Origin of the sequence: Thermanaerothrix daxensis, assembly GCF_001306145.1 — a bacterium.
Classification (GTDB): Bacteria; Chloroflexota; Anaerolineae; order Anaerolineales; family Anaerolineaceae; genus Thermanaerothrix; species Thermanaerothrix daxensis.
The window spans coordinates 705,143-722,410 of sequence record NZ_LGKO01000002.1 but is presented as its reverse complement, the minus strand read 5'-3'; the positions used below and the strand labels follow the sequence as shown (position 1 = coordinate 722,410).

Annotated in this window: 16 protein-coding genes; 2 read left to right on the top strand and 14 right to left on the bottom strand. The window is 54.9% G+C overall.

Features of this window, described 5'->3' with window-relative positions:
- Nucleotides 1-6: 6 nt before the first annotated feature.
- From SE15_RS03680 to SE15_RS03620, 12 genes are all read right to left on the bottom strand, one after another.
- Complete coding sequence (locus SE15_RS03680) at nt 7-1,545, bottom strand: complex I subunit 4 family protein (protein ID WP_054520741.1); 1,539 nt, start codon at nt 1,543-1,545, stop codon at nt 7-9.
- Between the two features lie 22 nt (nt 1,546-1,567).
- Nucleotides 1,568-3,751, bottom strand: coding sequence for an NADH-quinone oxidoreductase subunit L (nuoL, locus tag SE15_RS03675; protein WP_054520740.1), 2,184 nt, complete (start codon nt 3,749-3,751; stop codon nt 1,568-1,570).
- Between the two features lie 24 nt (nt 3,752-3,775).
- On the bottom strand, nt 3,776-4,096 hold the full coding sequence (gene nuoK / locus SE15_RS03670; protein WP_054520739.1) for an NADH-quinone oxidoreductase subunit NuoK: 321 nt from the start codon (nt 4,094-4,096) through the stop codon (nt 3,776-3,778).
- Nucleotides 4,093-4,611: an NADH-quinone oxidoreductase subunit J family protein gene (locus tag SE15_RS03665; RefSeq protein ID WP_054520738.1), complete on the bottom strand. Its 519-nt coding sequence runs from the start codon at nt 4,609-4,611 to the stop codon at nt 4,093-4,095. Before SE15_RS03665 ends, nuoK begins: the two co-directional genes overlap by 4 nt.
- The gene (gene nuoH, locus SE15_RS03660) at nt 4,608-5,837 is read right to left on the bottom strand and encodes an NADH-quinone oxidoreductase subunit NuoH (protein ID WP_054520737.1); all 1,230 of its coding nucleotides are present in this window, start codon (nt 5,835-5,837) and stop codon (nt 4,608-4,610) included. Before nuoH ends, SE15_RS03665 begins: the two co-directional genes overlap by 4 nt.
- Nucleotides 5,838-5,870: 33 nt before the next feature.
- Nucleotides 5,871-6,227, bottom strand: a complete 357-nt coding sequence (locus tag SE15_RS03655; protein WP_054520736.1) for an NADH-quinone oxidoreductase subunit A — start codon at nt 6,225-6,227, stop codon at nt 5,871-5,873.
- 169 nt (nt 6,228-6,396) lie between these two features.
- Nucleotides 6,397-7,023 carry a hypothetical protein gene (locus tag SE15_RS03650; protein WP_054520735.1) on the bottom strand — a complete coding sequence of 209 codons (627 nt, stop codon included), beginning with the start codon at nt 7,021-7,023 and terminating at the stop codon, nt 6,397-6,399.
- Nucleotides 7,020-8,189: a geranylgeranyl reductase family protein gene (locus SE15_RS03645; protein WP_054520734.1), complete on the bottom strand. Its 1,170-nt coding sequence runs from the start codon at nt 8,187-8,189 to the stop codon at nt 7,020-7,022. Before SE15_RS03645 ends, SE15_RS03650 begins: the two co-directional genes overlap by 4 nt.
- A gap of 139 nt (nt 8,190-8,328) precedes the next feature.
- A complete protein-coding gene (locus SE15_RS03640; protein WP_054520733.1) occupies nt 8,329-9,144 on the bottom strand; it encodes an FTR1 family iron permease in 816 nt (271 codons plus the stop codon).
- Nucleotides 9,145-9,329: 185 nt separating this feature from the next.
- On the bottom strand, nt 9,330-9,848 hold the full coding sequence (locus SE15_RS03630) for a thioredoxin domain-containing protein (protein ID WP_054520731.1): 519 nt from the start codon (nt 9,846-9,848) through the stop codon (nt 9,330-9,332).
- A 95-nt stretch (nt 9,849-9,943) separates the two neighbouring features.
- Nucleotides 9,944-10,144, bottom strand: a complete 201-nt coding sequence (locus SE15_RS03625; RefSeq protein ID WP_054520730.1) for a YgaP family membrane protein — start codon at nt 10,142-10,144, stop codon at nt 9,944-9,946.
- Between the two features lie 72 nt (nt 10,145-10,216).
- Entirely contained in the window at nt 10,217-11,650 is a 1,434-nt protein-coding gene (locus SE15_RS03620; RefSeq protein WP_054520729.1) for an MFS transporter, read from the bottom strand.
- Between the two features lie 158 nt (nt 11,651-11,808).
- On the opposite strand from SE15_RS03620, the gene SE15_RS03615 reads away from it, so the two are divergent.
- Nucleotides 11,809-12,363, top strand: a complete 555-nt coding sequence (locus SE15_RS03615; RefSeq protein ID WP_054520728.1) for an ECF transporter S component — start codon at nt 11,809-11,811, stop codon at nt 12,361-12,363.
- On the opposite strand, the gene SE15_RS03610 is transcribed toward SE15_RS03615, so the two are convergent.
- Together SE15_RS03610 and SE15_RS03605 are read right to left on the bottom strand one after the other, a co-directional pair.
- Entirely contained in the window at nt 12,358-13,182 is an 825-nt protein-coding gene (locus tag SE15_RS03610) for an energy-coupling factor transporter transmembrane component T family protein (RefSeq protein WP_054520727.1), read from the bottom strand. The genes SE15_RS03615 and SE15_RS03610 overlap by 6 nt on opposite strands.
- Complete coding sequence (locus SE15_RS03605) at nt 13,166-14,914, bottom strand: energy-coupling factor transporter ATPase (protein WP_054520726.1); 1,749 nt, start codon at nt 14,912-14,914, stop codon at nt 13,166-13,168. Before SE15_RS03605 ends, SE15_RS03610 begins: the two co-directional genes overlap by 17 nt.
- Nucleotides 14,915-15,036: 122 nt before the next feature.
- Between SE15_RS03605 and SE15_RS03600 the strand changes: the two genes are divergently transcribed.
- The gene (locus SE15_RS03600; RefSeq protein ID WP_054520725.1) at nt 15,037-17,142 is read left to right on the top strand and encodes an acetate--CoA ligase family protein; all 2,106 of its coding nucleotides are present in this window, start codon (nt 15,037-15,039) and stop codon (nt 17,140-17,142) included.
- The last annotated feature ends 126 nt before the right edge of the window (nt 17,143-17,268 follow it).

The following is a 17,268-nucleotide window of genomic DNA, read 5'->3' as shown; positions in this document are numbered from 1 at the left end:
ACCTCATCAGAAGAGTGTAGCCACAGCTTGGTTGATCATCCCTATAAGCCAGGCAGGCCACAGACCGGTTAGCAAACTCAGGCCAATCAAGGGCAAGATAACCGTAAGTTCCAGACCATTCATATCTTTGAGGATCCCCTGCCAACGTGGATTAAGGGGACCATGCAGGACAAGACGCAGGGCTTTGAGAATGTAGGCGCCCGTGAAGAACAATCCAATCATGCTTAAGGCTGTTGCCAATGTAAGTTGAGGCCACGCTCCCCGCACTACCAGAAACTCAGAGACAAATCCCCCCAAACCCGGCAAACCCAGTGAGGCCATGGCCGTAAAAATAAGGACAGTCCCATAAACGGGCAGAAGTGCGTAAAGACCCCCAAACTCCTGAAGATCACGCGTGTGTGCACGGTCATAAATGACACCAACCAGGAAGAACATTCCCGCCGCACTTAATCCATGATTGAACATTTGCAACACAGCTCCATTCAGAGCCAGATTGGCATCCAACCGTGCCTGAGGATCTGCCGCGCGCCAGGCCAGAGCGGCCGCTGCCACCCCCAACACCACAAACCCCATGTGGTTGATAGAAGAGTAGGCCACCAGACGTTTAAAATCGCGTTGCGCCAATGCTCCCAATGCCCCGAAGATAATGGCGGCCACTGCCAGCACCGCCAGCCCCGGAGCAAATCGCTGCGCCTCATTCGGGAACAAGGGCAACACCAGACGGATAAAACCATAGCCCCCCAGTTTCAACAGTACCCCCGCCAGGATCATCGAACCGGCGGTAGGGGCTTCTGTGTGAGCATCGGGCAACCAGGTATGAAAGGGCCAAACGGGGACCTTAATCGCAAAAGCAATGACAAAAGCCCAAAAGGCAATGGCTTTGACCGTTCCGAGAGGGAGCCCCAGTGGCAGGCTGAGATGCGTCAAGGCCGGCCAGCGTTGAAACAATTCCACCAGATCGAACGTCCCACTGCTCAGGCCCATGACTTGAATGGCCAACAGCAACCCTAAGGATCCACCCATTGTATAAAGGATGAACTTGAGTGCAGCATAATGACGATTGGCCCCACCCCACTGACTGATCAGAAAATACATGGGCACCAGCCCAACTTCCCAAAACACAAAGAAAAGCAACAGGTCCAGTGCCAGGAAGACCCCCAGCATACCGGTCTCCAGCAAAAGGAAAAGCACCATATAGGCCTTAAGATTCGCCTTTATGCTTGCCGAAGCCAGCAGCGCCAGTGGGGTCAGGAGAGTGGTTAACAGGACCAATGGAAGTGAGAGGCCATCTATCCCCAGATGATAGAAGGCGTGAATGGCACCAAACCACTCAGCCCGTTCAACAAAGCGGAAGCCACCCATTATCGGTGCCGCCTCAAACCGCGCCCATAGTAACAACGTACACACTAACGAGATCGAAGAAAATCCTACTGCCAGTGCCCGAATACTCTTTTCGCTGCGAACGGGCAAGATCAGCAAAATGAGGGCACCTGCTGTTGGTGCAAATAAGATCACGGTGAGCCAGTGCGATTCCAACCAGGTCATTCTCTGCTCCTAAGTGCCCAGTCTAAACCATCCCAACATAGTAGAAGAAGGCCAGACCAATCAGAATCACCGCCACCAGCGCCAGGAGTAAATAAACCTGTAAACGCCCCGGCTGTAGAACGCGCAAACGCACACCCACGTCACGGGTCCCTTCAGCCAGCGCATCTCCGGCTCCGTTGATCACCGGGCGATCAATGACTTCGCGGAACAAATTCCCCACCGCAACTCCCACGCGTGCCAGCCCATGCAGGATGCCATCAATCAGACCCAAATCCAGCCAACGGTAAAAGAACACTTCCGCCACCCAAAGCGCCGGACGGATAAACACAGCCTGGTAAAACTCATCTACGTAGTACTTGTGCTCCAGCAACCGGTAGAGCCCGCCCAGAGGCCTGGCCAGCACATCCTGAAGCCGGTCTTGCTGGGTGCGGTATACCCACCATCCAAGGAACAGCCCTCCCAAAGAAGCCACAATCGAAACCATCAGTGGTGTGGGCGTAAAAACTGCATGGCCGAGCTCTCCCTCGTGCCCGAGCATGCTACCCACAAAAGCACCAAACCAGTTCGGTAATTGACCACCAAGTACCGGGAAATAATGAGGAACCCCCACCCATCCAGCCGCCATCGCAAAAACCGCCAACACAACCAGCGGAACCAGCATGACCGGTCGTGATTCATGGGCATGAGCAGCCGCAGCACTTCGCGGCTTTCCCAGGAATACCAGGGTAATTTGACGCATGGTATAGAATGCTGTTAGTAACGCAGCCACTCCCAAGACGATAAATACCAGTAAATTGCTTTCAAATGCTGAGGCCAGAATTTCATCTTTTGACCAGAACCCTGCAGTGACAAGCGGAAAACCTGCCAGAGAAAGCCCACCGGCCAGGAACGTCCAGAACGTCCAGGGCATTTTATGACGCAAGCCCCCCATGTTAAGCATATCCTGCGCGTCCAGGTGCTCTCCCGAATGATACACTCCATGCTCCATCCCGTGGATCACCGAACCGGAAGCCAGAAAGAGCAAAGCCTTGAAGAACGCATGGGTGACCAAATGAAACGTGGCCGCCACATAGGCACCAATTCCCAGCGCCGCGATCATATACCCCAACTGGGAAATCGTGGAGTACGCTAACACACGTTTGATATCCCGTTGGACCAGGCCAATGGTCGCCGCAAAAAGCGCTGTGAAAGCCCCAATCGCTGCCATGGCGGTCATGGGCAAGGTCAACGGCTGCCCCGGTAACCAACCGGCTGCAAGCAGGGGAAAGAAGCGAATCATTAAATAAACACCCGCCGAAACCATGGTCGCCGCATGGATCATTGCCGAAACCGGCGTGGGACCTTCCATGGCATCTGGCAACCATATATGTAGCGGGAACTGCGCCGACTTGCCAACCGTACCGGCAAAAAGCAGTAACCCAATTAGAGCCGCCCAGGATACGCCGGCAATCGGCGAGGCAGTAGTTGCCAGTACCTCAAGGATCTGCGGATTGCCCAGAATGGCCCGATAATTGAGACTCCCGGTAAGGGTGTAAAGTGCAGCCAACCCCAACAGCATAAACACATCTCCTACCCGCGTGGTGAGGAATGCCTTCACCGCAGCGTTCCGCGCCGATTCCCTGGCATACCAGAACCCAATCAGCAGGTAGGAACATAATCCCATCACTTCCCAGCCAATGTAGAGGGTCAGCAAGTTATCACTGACCACCAGCAGATACATGGCAAAAGCAAACAGGCTGATCAGTGCAAAAAACCGCGCGTACATCGGTTCAACCGAGGGCACTCGGTGCCGATGACCGTGGCCATCTTGTATCTCGGCACCCTGTGGGGGCAAACCCGGGCGATCTAGCGCCCCACGTGGCTGACCATAGTTGTGATAGCCCACGCTGTAAATAAAAATCATCAGAATCGTCCAGGCAACAAAGAACAGGGTCACCACCGTTAATGGGTCCACCTGCGTGCCAATTTGGAGCCAGGTGTTCCCCGTTGGGATCCAGTTCAACTGAGCACCCCAGGGGTGCTCAGCCAGATCCTGTGCTTGCAACGCGCGCCAGAAGACCACCAGGCTCCCCAGCCATGAGAGAGTGACGGCACCGATGGCCAGCCCGTGGCTCAGTCCATTGCGCCGATGAGTAAAAAGCATGATCGCAAAAAAAGCCAACAGGGGAGGTAGGGGTAGCAACCAGATCAGGGTATCCACAGGCATTGCAACTATCCTCTCCATCCCATACTAACCCTTGAGAAGGCTCATTTCATCCACCACAACCGTATGATGGCGACGGTAGGCCGATATGATCAACGCTAAAGCAACCGCCGTCTCAGCGGCTGCCAGCACAAAAATCATTGCTGCAAAAACCATTCCGTTGACCTGGGGGGCGCCTTTGACCTGCGACCAGTAATGCCAGAAGGCAAGCAGGTTAACGTTGACCGCATTGAGCATGAGCTCAATCCCCATCAGAATGGCGATCGCATGTCTGCGCGCCAATACCGCAAATAGCCCAATACTAAACAATGCTGCCGAAAGTATGAGATACCAGGAAAGTGGAATCACGATCCTTCTCCTTTTCGTTCAAAGGCAATGTAAACCGCACCAATGAGCGCGGCCAGGAGCAACACCGAGGCTACCTCAAAAGGCACAGCAAACCCCTCCGCATCTACCAAAGCCTTACCCAGCAGCACGACATCATCGAAAGAAGCGCCCAGTTCCTGCATTGGCGTACCGCTCACCACCCAGCGGATGAATACATAGGTTAGAGCCGTCCAAATTACCCCTGCTACCCCCGCTGCGCCCCAGGCCAGGGAATTAAGCCGCGAGCCTGCCTCTGTGGAGCGCTGAGTCAGCATGATCGCAAAAACAATCAAAATTAATATGGCGCCAATGTAAACCAGTAACTGAACCACCGCAAAGAAACTGGCTTCCAGAGTGACGAAAATTACCGCTACCCCCAGCAATGCCACGGCCAACCACAAAGCAGCATGCATCATACGGTGGGAAGCCACCATCATCACCGCCGCTCCCACCGTAATCAGAGACGCGATGATAAATACCCACTGCAATGCACTCATGCCTGCCCCCCTGCATCGGATGAGGTGATTAGATTTTCTGGTCGGGCGACGGGACGCACCGGTTGAGCCACCGGACGCCGACGCAAACGCTCACGAGAAGAAAGCAAGCGATCTAATACAACATACGCCAGCCCATTAATCCCCAACAGGCCCAAGACACGCACAAAGGGAAAGGTGCCGCGTAAGAAGTAATCCGCCAAAGCAATGACCATCAGCAGAATTAGCGCCAATGGGGTGAAGACCTTCCAGTTCAAGTCCATCACCTGATCAATGCGGAAGCGCGGCAACGTCCCGCGGAAGAGGATCATTAGCAGGTACACGGCACCACTTTTTAGCATCAGATACACAAATCCGAGCACCGGATACGCCTCCGCACCAGGCCCACGCCACCCCCCCAGAAAGAGCACTGCAAAAATGAGTGAAACGGTGAAAGCCTTCAAAAACTCTGCTACGTAGAAAAAGCCAAATTTCAATCCGGAATACTCCACGCTATAACCGGCCACCAATTCCGACTCAGCCTCGGGTAAATCGAAGGGGGCCCGGCCTACTTCCGCCACTGAAGCCGTCAAAAAGATTAGAGCCGGTACGGGCGCAAGCACGACAAACCACACCTCTTGAGCCTGCGTGATTACATTCAAATGCAAACTCCCGCTAAACATAACCGGCACCAGCGCCGATAGCGTCATGGGTACGCTATAAGAAATCAACTGCGCTACCGTGCGCAAGGCCCCCAATAAGGCATATTTATTATTCGAGCCCCAACCAGCCAGGATGATCGCGAGTTCACCCAACGCCCCCACAGCCAACAGGTAAAGGATGCCCACATTGAGATCAGCCCCCATTACTGTGGCAGAAAAGGGAATGACAGCCCAGACCATCAAAGCAGCAGCCACCGAGAGCACCGGAGCCAGATTGAAAGGTACCCGGTCTGCGCCTGCCGGGGTGATATGTTCTTTGGTGAAAATTTTGAGCACATCAGCAATGGGCTGAAGCAGTCCCCACGGTCCCACACGATTCGGGCCCAAGCGATCCTGAATGCGACCGATCAATTTGCGCTCCAGCCAGAGTTGCAAAATGACGAGCAGAAGCGCCGCCGTGGCCAGGAGCAAGGCTCCCACCGCAAACCGAATTACCAGCACCCAACTCGCCGGCACCCCCCAGGAAAGTAACAGACCTTCCAACCACAGGCGCAAAAATGTGATAGGGTCCTGCCAAAAAGCGGTCATCGAGCCTCCCTTCAATGAGGACTTAGAAACGTCTCACTGCCAGTTGAGTGCCCCCTTACGCCAGGCATAAAAAAGGCCCCCCACCAGAATGGCCAAAAAGATGATGGCTTCCACAATCGCAAAAAGCGGTAGCTGTTGATACGCTACCGCCCACGGGAAAAGCAGCACGGATTCGACATCAAAAATTAGAAAAGCCAGGGCAAACAAATAATACTGCACACGCAGTTGAGTCCACGCTGGCCCAACAGTCTCAACCCCACATTCGTAGGTGGCATCCTTAATGGGATTGGGTTTCCTCGGTGATAATAACCCGGCCAGGAAAATGGCAATGGCGGGCAACGCCGCCGCCACCAACGTAAACAACCCGATATATAGCCATGCATTCAGCATTTCATGCCCCATGGATGTTCAGGATTTTTCGCCCTGGCAGGAAATCAAAACCCCCGCCACTGCTTTTATTCTATCAACAGGGGGCATTCTTGTAAAGTAACTAGAGTGTAGCCATCTAAATTGTATAAATTTTCTTAATTTATTAACTGATATATGGCTTATAGTACGTTTAGGTTTGCCGCTTTTGAAGCCAAACTGCCACAGCCAGCAACAAGATCCCCAATCCCCCTAACGCCCATCGAGAAAACCCCAAAGGGGCAACAACCGAAATGGTGAAGGGCCAGGCCAGAATCGGGAAGTTCGTTCCCTGATCACCCTCCTGTGCACTAGCCTGAAGATACACCCACAACGTCCCCCGGAGAGGAGCTTTTCCCTGCGGCACAACCTCCCAGGTCAGGCTCATGGGGCGTCGCGCATCCACCACCTCATGCCATACCCCTGCCGGTATGACCCCTCCCCCACTTACCTCTAAGCGTGCGGCCACTACCGACCGAGCGGGGGTGATCGCCCAATTCCCTGGAGAGGGCAAAGGAGATTCTGACCTCCAACTTAGACGAATGGCTCCGCGCTCCCCGGGTCGAAGACGCTGAGGCCAACTGACGACAAAGTGTGTTTTCTCAATTTGCTCCAGAATGCTAAGAGAAAACCCGTTGGCATCCTCCTCGTTGCGCAACCAAGTCAAGTCGGGGCGTATCATTGTGCTGGAGTTTGTAGAGGGCCACCCGGCCAGTGCCAGCAGTCCCAATCCAAACAAGCCAAGGATAATTTGCAACCCCAAGTAAATACGCTTTCTCATCCCATTGTTCCCCGATGTTGCCTGCGAGTCAGGTTTTGAGCCAGGATGGCAGGCAGGTAAAGCGGAAGAACACGGAGAAGGGCAGTAAACGAGCGTCGTGCGGTCAAGGTATCTATCCACAGAGTTTGTAGCCAGGCACTACCTACCAACAGCGCAGCCGCGTGCTTCGGATGGGCATACACCCACCGCGCCAGGCGCGCAGCGTGACGTAATTCCCGTCCGATAGTCTTTTGGACAGCGTGGGTGTACATTGCCAGGCTTGCCTGCCCATTAGCCAGACAATCAAACAACACGCTGGCGGCCAAATGAGCGCTCCACAACGCATAACTAATGCCCTCTCCGAGAAAGGCATCTGCCAGGTTGGCGGCATCCCCCACTAGTAGGATACGCCGTGTGTGAAGTGTCTGAGGCTCACCTCCCAGGGGAATACGATGTCCCTGAACCCGCTCTATGGTTGCTCCTGCGACGTGCGGATAGTGGCTCAAGAAATGTCCCAGAAGCGCCTTAAGATCTGACGCACGCCCCTCTTGGGCATAGAAAACTCCCACCGAAAGATGAGAGGTTTTGGGAAAAATCCACCCGTATCCATATGGGAGGGCTCCAAAATCAAAGGTGAGATATGCTCCTTGCTGTTCTAATCCCCGTGCCGAGACCCTTAATTCAGCCTCTAAAGCCACCCCAGTGGGACGGCGACGCCATCCCAAATGGCGTGCAACAACGCTGTTTACCCCGTCGGCACCCACCAGATAGGCCGCTCGAAGTATCCCGGAGGGAGTTTCAACCTGTACAAAATTCTTAGATTCTTCAACCCGTAATGCCAAAGCCCCTGTAAATAAGCGCGCGCCAACCTTCTGCGCCTGCTCAACCAGCCAGGCATCGAACCGATCTCGCATCACCATAAGCGCCACATAAGGCTCCCGGCGGCACTGCAGCAACGGGCGGCCCTCCCAGGCAAGTTGACCTCCTATTGCGCGTACCTCAACGATCGGCGAAGGGTCGAAGGGTAGAAATCTGAGAGCCCGCAGGGTCAAACCACCCCCGCAGGGTTTGTAACGCGGGAGGAGCGCTTTTTCCAGAATCAGCACCGTTGCCCCTGCGCGAGCCAGCAGGTAAGCACACAACGCGCCAGCCGGGCCAGCCCCAACAACGATGACATCGGCATCCATTATCTGGCTACCACACTACTCCTTATATGTTCAGTTTAAACATCACTTCCTCCATTATAGCAACCCTCATGGTCATAAACAGCAAAAACACCCCAGAACGGGGTGTGTAAGAAATCGGTAGCGTAGAGGGAAACCAGACCTAGGCACGTGCTACGTGCCAGGAGGGCTTGGGTAACAACAAAAAACCAATGCCCACCAGATAGGCCAGATAAGCCAATACCTCCGTCAATGAGGGATTGGCATTGTAACCGAACAAAGCAGTCAGCACCTGACCTAGAAAAGTGTTCTCAGGAAGCCAATGATTAATATCCCAGAGGGGATCTACCAACGCCGGGATCCAGCCGATTTCATTAAACTCATGCACCCCATGAGCGACCAGGCCCGCCGCAAACAGAAGCAGCAAGAGATTACTGACCTGAAAGAAACGCTTAATGTCAAGACGATAAGTCGTGGCAAATACGATCCATCCCAAAAAGGCTGCAACCACCAGTCCTAACAAGGCTCCCCCCCAGGTGGGTAAGGCGCCTGCCGCAAAACGGGTAGCCAGGAGGAAAATCGCCAGTTCAATCCCCTCACGCCCAATGGCTGTAAACGCCACCAGGAAAAGCCCCCATGCACCCCGGCGCTGGGTTTCAACTCGCACCTCATGTTCCAATGCCTGACGAATGGTTGCACCTTGCCGACGCAGCCAGAAAATCATCCAGGTGAGTAACCCGGCGGCCAGGATCATCATGATCCCCTCGAAGGCGGCTTCAGCCGTGCCTTCAAACTCCATTCCCAAGACATTCAACCCCCACCCCACCAGAACACTGGCACCCACAGCAGCAACACCCCCCAACCAAACAAAGCGCTTGAGAGACTGTAACTGGAACTTTTCAAGGGCTCCTAAAAGGATGCCAATGATCAGGGCCGCTTCCAGGCCCTCTCGCAATGCCAGCAAAAAAGCAGCAAACATGATGCAAACACCTCACATAACTGGGATTTTTGCGGCTGCTTCGGTTGGCTTTGCCCATCCAGAGAGCGACGCACGCGCCCTTATTTTATCATATTATGTGATATATTTGATAAAAATTCGCTTTAATATCAAAAAAGCCCGGCACAAAAAAAACCGGGCCTTTTTAAAAGGGCGCACCCTATGAACTACCCGGATTGCAGCCAGGACTTAACTCGCAAAGCCAGAGCGTTGTAAAGAGGGCAACGATCATAAACGGCGCTAAATATCAAGGCAGCCCCCAGCAGCATTAACACCACAGCAGGACCATTGCTCCAGCCGAGCGCCAATATAACGGTTCCACTTACCAGGCGTAATAGCCGCTCCATCAGACTTGGCGAGGATACCGCTGAAGATTTTCCATCTGCCAAAGCCTCGAATAACCGCTCTAATGTAGACTCCGATTGCATTCCCATGCGTCGAAAGACTTCCCGCGTACCATCAAAACCAATCAGGGTCGGGATGCCAAGAATTCCCAGCGCCTGCACCACCTCGGGCGAATCATCAGCATTAATCCGCACCAGATCAATCCGCTCCTCAAATTTGTGAGCAACGCGCTCTAAGAGCGGTGCCATGACCCGGCAAGGCCCACACCAAGGCGCCCAAAACTCCACTATAAACGGCCGCGAAGCCCGACGTAGCATTTCCTGCCATTGTTCAAGATTCATGGATCATTTTCCTCAACCAATAAGAGGCCATCGAAAATTGGGAGGACTTGCCTAAAACCCATCATAGCAAGTCCTCCCAACACGACCGTGAAAGACTAAGCCTTGTTGGTACGCACCTTTAGGAGTGCATAGAGAGGACACCACCCCACCAAACCAGTCAGCAATGGCACAAAACCGAGGATCTTGAAAACAGTACCCCAACCACCACTAACAATGCCACCCCATCCCAGCACCAGAAGCACTATGCCTAAAACGACCCGTAAAACACGATCCCAACCGGCCTCATTCACACGCATGGCTCACCTCCAAACTAACATGAATTTGTCTCTGTTAATTTGGATGCGCTGGCTCATAAAAGGTTGCACCTCTCAGCTTGCAGATGAGGTTTGCGGACGGCGAATACCCGTCAAAGCCAGGATTGAAAAGAGGAACAGGACCCCAAAGATGGCCATCAGAGGGGTATAGCCCACCGCATCAGCCAGTGGCCCACCAATATAGGCGCCAACCGCCCCCGCACCCGCCCCAGCAAGGTTGGAAAGCCCCAAAAAACGTCCCGCCTGATCGGAAGGCACAATCTCTGTACCCAGTGCCCAGTTCGCGGCGTAAAAAAGCCCCGTGGCAGCCCCCAGAACCGCCCCCGCCACCCGCAAAAGCGCCAGGTTGGGAGCCAGAACAACCAGCAGAGTTCCCAGAGCCGCCAGGCCACCCGCCAGTACCAGGATAGGGCGTTTACCCAGCCGATCGCTCAGCCAACCGCCGGGCAAGGTGGTCAACAAAACGAAAATGCCCACCATCATCACAATACTGGCCGCTGGTGCCGCTGCGCGTTCCCCCTGGAACTCCGCAAAACGCTCCTGCAAATAGTAAATGAGAAAGGTAGCCAGATTGGTGGAACCGACCAGATAAGCCAGCCGGTTCACCACCCACCACGGGAAGCCCGGCGCTAGTTGCCAATCCTTACCCAAACCGATGCGGAGACTTCCCAGTACGCCTGCGACAACGACTACCGCCATAATTGCCAACGCAAGCGTGCCAACCAGCCAGCCCCGCATACTTGGCCCCAACGATGCAGTGGAAGCCACCCCCCAACGGATCACCGCCCCTCCGGTGAGAATGATTACCGTGAACAAGGCTGTCATCATGGTCAGGCGCAAAAAGGGCTGCCAATCCAATGGAAAGGGTTGCGCCGCTAACCGCTGCTCCGGGATGGTCATGGTTACCGCTGCACAGACCAACAATACCCCAATCACTGCCCCAATACCCGCCCAAAGATGTCCTGCTCCTATCCAGCGTGCTACAACGAACGAGACAAAAATGAGCGGCAAGGGCAACTCCAAGAACGCCTTAACTCCCGAAAAACGACCGCGCAACGGCTCAGGAACCAGGTCGGGGATCAGCCCTTGCGTGGCCGCATGAGCAACATTAGAACTGAACATGGAGAAAATATAAAGCCCTAAAAGTACCCAAAAGCCCTCCAACCCCTGCAGCCCCGCTGCCAGGCCAATTAGGGTGAAGGCAATAACTTCCCCCAAAGTACCTAACAGGATAAATGGGCGCCGGCGCCCCCACGGATGTGTACACCGATCCGAGAGCATGCCCATTAGCGCTTGAACTAACAAGGCGACCATTAAAGCCCAAAGGCGAATGGTGCCCAAATAGGAACCCTTGGCGGCCTCCCCCACAAACTGCTGGACCAGGAGGGGAACGATGATAGGAGAAATGGTCTGCCCACGGGTGGTCAGTGCAAACCAGTACAGATTATAGCGAATGTAATCATACCAACGGGGTTGGGTAGAAGGCATAAAATCACCTCGCCCGAAATGTAAAAAAGCGGAGTGGATTCATTTTAGCAAATTGTGAAATGTATGGCTTTCACTCCAGACGAGGAATTCAAGTAACCTTTGCCCTCTGTATGGGTTTGGTAAAATAGCGACAGCCAACTAAAAGGAGAGAAGAGCAAATGCCTCAAGAACGTGTCCGCAAGGTTGTGATCACTGGTGTACTGGGTGCCATTGCTGTGTTTCTGGGATTAACCCGCCTGGGATTCATCCCCTGGTTCACCGGCGTCTCACTGACCATCATGCACGTCCCGGCGGTCATTGGTGCGGTGCTTGAAGGTCCGGGGGTTGGAGTGGGAATCGGCTTGATTTTTGGCGCTTTTAGCATGATCCAGGCGGCCATTCCGCCTACCGGTCAAACGGATGTCTGGTTTACCAATCCTCTGATCTCCGTCATCCCACGCCTATTCATAGGGCCGGTAGCCTGGGCTGTCTGGCGCGCTTTGCAACGCTGGCCTTGGCTGGCCCTGATCACCGCAGGAGCCGCGGGCAGCCTCACCAACACCTTCCTGGTATTGGGCGCTATTGGGCTGCTGGGGCTCCTTCCCTGGGCGGCTATGTTGCCCATTGTCGCTTTCAACGGAATTCCTGAAGCCATCGCCTCCGCCCTGCTCACCCTGGCTATTGTGGCTGCCTACCGCCGCCTGCCAATTCGCGCTCAAGGGGCACGGCTATAAAAGTAAAATTGCCACCGCCAGACCCAGGGCAATCCCCAGAAATCCTCTATCCGCAGAGGTCCACGGAGGGCACTTAAGGCTGTCCTCAGATGCCGGGTTGCTGTAGCCCCTGGCCTCTATGGCCAAGGCCAGCGTTTCGGCCTTTCGCAGGGTAAGCAAAAACAGAGGGATCAGGAGGGGCAGTAATTGGCGCACCCGCGCCGCCAGCCCGCCTGTGCGGGTCCCCCACACGGCTCCGCGCGAGGCTTGAGCCTTGGCAATGCGCTCCAGCATCAGTGCAAGGTAAGGGATGAACCGCAAAGCCACCTGCACCGCCATTGCCACATCACGAGAGGAAATACCTACACATCTCAGTGGTCTTAGCAACTGGCGCAGGGCTCGTACCATTTCTGTGCTTGATATGCAATAGGAGCCCAGCATTAACCAAAGCAATAAGACCACGAAGCGAACTCCCAAGAGGCCCCCTGCGATCACCCCGCTTTGGTTCAGACGCAACCATCCCCAGTGCATTTCCCAAGCCCCCGCCTCTCGGTAGGAGACCCATATCATTTGAATTCCCATCAAAAGGAGAATAAAAGGAAGTGACGGTAACAGCCCACGCAGTGCATATCCCCAACCAATGCGGGCCAGCCGTAAAACAACAAGCGCTGCGATGAGTGCGAGAACAAGGCCAGGAAGATGTGTGCTGAAAACCGCCGCCATAAGAATACTCAGTAGAGCGACCACCTTGACCCGCGCCTCTCGGCGATGGATGATGGAGTCTAGCGGTAGATATTGACCTAATGAAATGAGACGGAGATACTCAAACGATTCGCTCATACCCCATTCTCAAAGCGGCTGCCACAGCATGGACGAGCTGCCTTTCATCGTTAACCCATGGCACCGGCCAACCCCGTTGCTGAAGCCTCTGTACGACCCGATAAAGCAGGGGAGTGACTAAACCAGAGGATTCAAGAGAGAGGCCTTCGGCAAAAATGCGCTCTGGTGTTCCTTCAACCTGAACCGTACCCTTGAAAAGCACCTCAATTCCGTCAATGAGAGGAAGCAAATCATCCAAATGGTGGGTTGCAATCACAAGCGTCGTGCCACGTGCCTTGAATTGCTGCAAGTTCAGCAACAGTTCCCGACGCGAAGCCGGATCTAATCCAGCCGTGGGCTCATCCAACAAGAGCACCTTTGGCTGCATTGCCAGCACGGAGGCCAGAGCAACTTTGCGACGCTCTCCCCCGCTCAGGGTAAACAGCAAACGGTCTTTATAGGCTTCAAAATCCAACCCCACCATCTCCAATGCCCAGCGCACCCGTTCACGCAGATCTTTCACTCCCATCAAGCGAGGTGCAAAAGCCACCTCATCTCCCACATAAGTCTCAAAGAACTGCATCTCGGGGTTCTGCATCAACAACCCGGCATACCTTCGCACCAGACGCACATCTTGGAGGGCATCCAGATGATACGGCCCCACCCGCACCCGCCCTCGTTGAGGCAGCAAGAGACCATTTAAGTGCTGGAGCAAGGTGGATTTGCCCGAACCCGTCGCACCTACAAGGGCCACGGCTTGTCCCTCACCAACCTGTAAATGGACATCTTGCAAGGCAATGTGAGCCAGGGGAGTTCCTTGCAGGTAGGTGTGAGCCAGATCCCGCACTTCGATGACCAGCGCAGGAGAGGGTTGCCTGTGATCATTCAGCACTTCCGAGTGTGCTGGGTGAGTGTGCGGATAGCGCGGAACTCCTGCCAGAAGCTCCTCTGGGTGCAAGGGCAATGCCGGGAATCCCGCAAAGACCCCATGCAACTGCTGAGCCAATTGCAGAGCGGGGGGGACTTCCAATCCCAGTGCCCGTATTCGATCGGCATCTGCAAACACCTCTGCGGGTGAGCCATCCAGGGCCACCTCACCCTGGTGCAACACAATCACCCGTCTGGCTCGCACGGCCTCTTCCATGTGGTGGGTCACATGGATAAGCGTCATCCCCTCGCGATTGAGGGCTTCCACCAGCGCCAGCAGTCTCAGGCGCCCTTGGGGGTCGAGCATGGTGGTCGCCTCATCCAGAATCAGACAACGCGGGCGCAGGACCAAAACCCCTGCCAGGGCCAAGCGCTGGATTTGACCGGCCGAAAGCAAATGGGGTGGGCGTAAGCGATGCTCCCATAAGCCTAACGTTTGAAGCATCTCTGCCACGCGTTGGCGAATTTCCTCACTCGACAACCCCAGGTTCTCCAGCCCAAACGCCACATCATCTTCAACCACGCTGGCGACAATCTGATCTTCTGGAAACTGGAAGACCATGCCAACGCGCTGGCGAATAAGCGGGTGAGCGGTCACCTCGCGCGTATTCAATCCATCCACCCAAACATCTCCGCGATCTGGGAGCAAAAGGGCATTCAGGTGCCGCACCAGGGTTGACTTCCCCGAGCCGTTGGCTCCCACCAGTGCCACGTAGTCACCCGACTCAATTTCCAGATTAATCCCACGCAGTGCGGGTAATGCCTTCCCGTCCGGGGTTTGATATTGAAAATGCAGATTGCTAATACGGATCAACGGCTCTGCCATCGCCCCGCAATTCTAACACAGACATGCCCAATCCACTTCCCAACCAGCCTTTGGACACCATTCCCATCCTCATGTACAATAAGTCCAGCCCTGCAAAACCGCGTTCGGCTGGAGGTCTATACATGCGCTCTGATTTGCGCCCTTTTTTTGCTCCCGCAGGCGTAGCCCTCATTGGTGCTTCTGATAACCCCTCAAAATTGAGCCACGGGATCTTGAAGAACATGATTTCCTACGGCTATCAGGGGGCGGTTTACCCGGTGAATCCCAAAGCTAAAAGCATTCTCGGATTAACCTGCTACCCAGATATTCGCCAGGTACCCGATCCAGTGGACCTGGCTGTGATCATCATCCCGGCACCCGCCGTACCCGAAGCCCTGGAAGCCTGTGGTGAAAGAGGTGTTCACGCTGCCATTATCATCTCTGGGGGCTTCAAAGAAGTGGGTCCTGAAGGCGCCGCCTTGGAAAAAATCTGCCTGGAGATTGCCCGCAAGCATCACATGCGTCTGATCGGCCCCAACTGCGTGGGAACACTTAATCTTTATACTGGTCTAAATACAACCTTCATCCAGGGAGTGCCAGCCAGGGGAGGCATCAGTTTTGTGTCTCAATCCGGCGCTGTTGGAGGCGGGGTCATTGATTACCTACGTAACAAAGGGGTTGGTTTTGCCGCATTCGCCAGCCTGGGAAACGAAGCCGACATCACAGAAACCGACGTCATTGAGTACCTGGCCACAGACCCTGACACCCGCGTAATCGCGGCTTACGTCGAATCCATACGGGATGGACAGCGATTCTTGCGCATTGCACGGGAGGTAACTCGCCAAAAGCCCATTATCCTGCTCAAAGCCGGACGCACTGAGGCAGGGGCACGGGCGGTCTCCTCACACACGGGCTCGCTGGCAGGGGCTAACGAAGCCTACCGCGCGGCATTCATTCAGAGTGGCGTCATTGAGGCGAATACGGTCGCGGAATTGTTCGAGATTGCCACGGCACTGGATACCCAGCCCCTCCCTCAAGGTCCCCGTATAGCCATTGTCACCAACGCCGGGGGCCCTGCCGCGCTTGCTTCTGACAGCCTGGCATCTCATGGACTAAAACTGGCAACCCTGGTGGAAGACACCCGTCAGGCATTGCGTACCCACCTTAACCCCGCTGCCCAGGTTGACAACCCAATTGATATGTTAGGGGGCGCAGAACCCCATGACTACGCGTTTGCCCTGAACCAAGCACTTCAAGACCCCAATGTTGATGCCACCCTCACGATTCTCGTTCCTCAAGCCCTGGTCGATCCGGCAGAAGTTGCCCGGCAAATTGCACAGGTGGCCCAATCAGCCGCCAAACCCGTACTCACTTGTTTCATGGGCGAACACAGTGTTGGCCAGGCCAGGGAGATCCTTCGCCGGGCCGGCATTCCTATGTACACCTTCCCCGAGTCCGCGGGTTATGTGCTGGGAGCCATGCAAAGATATGCAAAATGGCATCAGCGCACTTGGGTTGAGCCCACCCGTCCAGAGGGCTGTCAGCCCGAAAAAGTTGCAGCCATTTTGAGCCAATTCGCTTCACGCCGGGTGCTGGGTGAAGCCGAAAGTCGCCTTGTGCTGGATGCTTACGGCGTGTCCCTGATCCCTGGAGCCCTTGCCCGCAACGCTGAGGAAGCCGTCGAAGCCGCAGAAAGGCTGGGTTTTCCAGTGGTCATGAAGGTCGTTTCACCTCAAATCCTGCACAAATCCGACGTGGGAGGAATTCGCCTAAACCTGAAAAGCCCTGGCGAGGTGCGTGAGGCTTTTTCCGAGATGATGACCCGTCTGCAAAGCCTGCTCCCTCATGCTGATCTGGAAGGGGTGCTAATTGAAGCCATGGCCCCCGCAGGACACGAGGTGATTATCGGAATGCGACGTGACCCCAACTTTGGACCAGTAATGATGTTCGGTTTGGGGGGTATTTATGTTGAACTATTCCGCGATGTTGCATTCCGGGTGGCCCCCCTGACCCACGACGATGCGCTGGAAATGATCTTCGAAACCCGCGCAGGCCGGCTGCTCAGTGGTTTTCGCAATCAGCCCACCGCTGACCTGGAGGCCATCCTTGACGCAATCCTACGCCTGAGCCACCTCGCGTTAGATTTCCCAGAGATCCAGGAAGCGGAAATCAACCCCCTTTTGGTGCGTCCCAAGGGTGGAGGGGCCGTGGCTCTAGACTGCCGGATTCTGCTGGAAAACGGAATGTAGTTAGCCAGAGTTCATTTCAGGTTGCCCGGCAATCGCTATGCGGACAACCGCTTGAGCAAGGCCCTTGTAAATCGTGTGTTTTTTTGCTGGATACCCAAATGGGTTAGATGTCTTCCTGATGGAGGC

What these genes read in the sequence shown, in the direction of transcription:
- SE15_RS03655 (WP_054520736.1), bottom strand. Translation starts at nt 6,227, where the DNA reads ATGCTGAATGCATGGCTATATATCGGGTTGTTTACGTTGGTGGCGGCG.
- SE15_RS03615 (WP_054520728.1), top strand. Translation starts at nt 11,809, where the DNA reads ATGCCTCAAGAACGTGTCCGCAAGGTTGTGATCACTGGTGTACTGGGT.
- SE15_RS03665 (WP_054520738.1), bottom strand. Translation starts at nt 4,611, where the DNA reads ATGAGTGCATTGCAGTGGGTATTTATCATCGCGTCTCTGATTACGGTG.
- SE15_RS03630 (WP_054520731.1), bottom strand. Translation starts at nt 9,848, where the DNA reads ATGAATCTTGAACAATGGCAGGAAATGCTACGTCGGGCTTCGCGGCCG.
- nuoH (WP_054520737.1), bottom strand. Translation starts at nt 5,837, where the DNA reads ATGACCGCTTTTTGGCAGGACCCTATCACATTTTTGCGCCTGTGGTTG.
- SE15_RS03625 (WP_054520730.1), bottom strand. Translation starts at nt 10,144, where the DNA reads ATGCGTGTGAATGAGGCCGGTTGGGATCGTGTTTTACGGGTCGTTTTA.
- SE15_RS03645 (WP_054520734.1), bottom strand. Translation starts at nt 8,189, where the DNA reads ATGGATGCCGATGTCATCGTTGTTGGGGCTGGCCCGGCTGGCGCGTTG.
- SE15_RS03680 (WP_054520741.1), bottom strand. Translation starts at nt 1,545, where the DNA reads ATGACCTGGTTGGAATCGCACTGGCTCACCGTGATCTTATTTGCACCA.
- SE15_RS03640 (WP_054520733.1), bottom strand. Translation starts at nt 9,144, where the DNA reads ATGTTTGCTGCTTTTTTGCTGGCATTGCGAGAGGGCCTGGAAGCGGCC.
- SE15_RS03620 (WP_054520729.1), bottom strand. Translation starts at nt 11,650, where the DNA reads ATGCCTTCTACCCAACCCCGTTGGTATGATTACATTCGCTATAATCTG.
- nuoL (WP_054520740.1), bottom strand. Translation starts at nt 3,751, where the DNA reads ATGCCTGTGGATACCCTGATCTGGTTGCTACCCCTACCTCCCCTGTTG.
- SE15_RS03605 (WP_054520726.1), bottom strand. Translation starts at nt 14,914, where the DNA reads ATGGCAGAGCCGTTGATCCGTATTAGCAATCTGCATTTTCAATATCAA.
- SE15_RS03650 (WP_054520735.1), bottom strand. Translation starts at nt 7,023, where the DNA reads ATGAGAAAGCGTATTTACTTGGGGTTGCAAATTATCCTTGGCTTGTTT.
- SE15_RS03600 (WP_054520725.1), top strand. Translation starts at nt 15,037, where the DNA reads ATGCGCTCTGATTTGCGCCCTTTTTTTGCTCCCGCAGGCGTAGCCCTC.
- SE15_RS03610 (WP_054520727.1), bottom strand. Translation starts at nt 13,182, where the DNA reads ATGAGCGAATCGTTTGAGTATCTCCGTCTCATTTCATTAGGTCAATAT.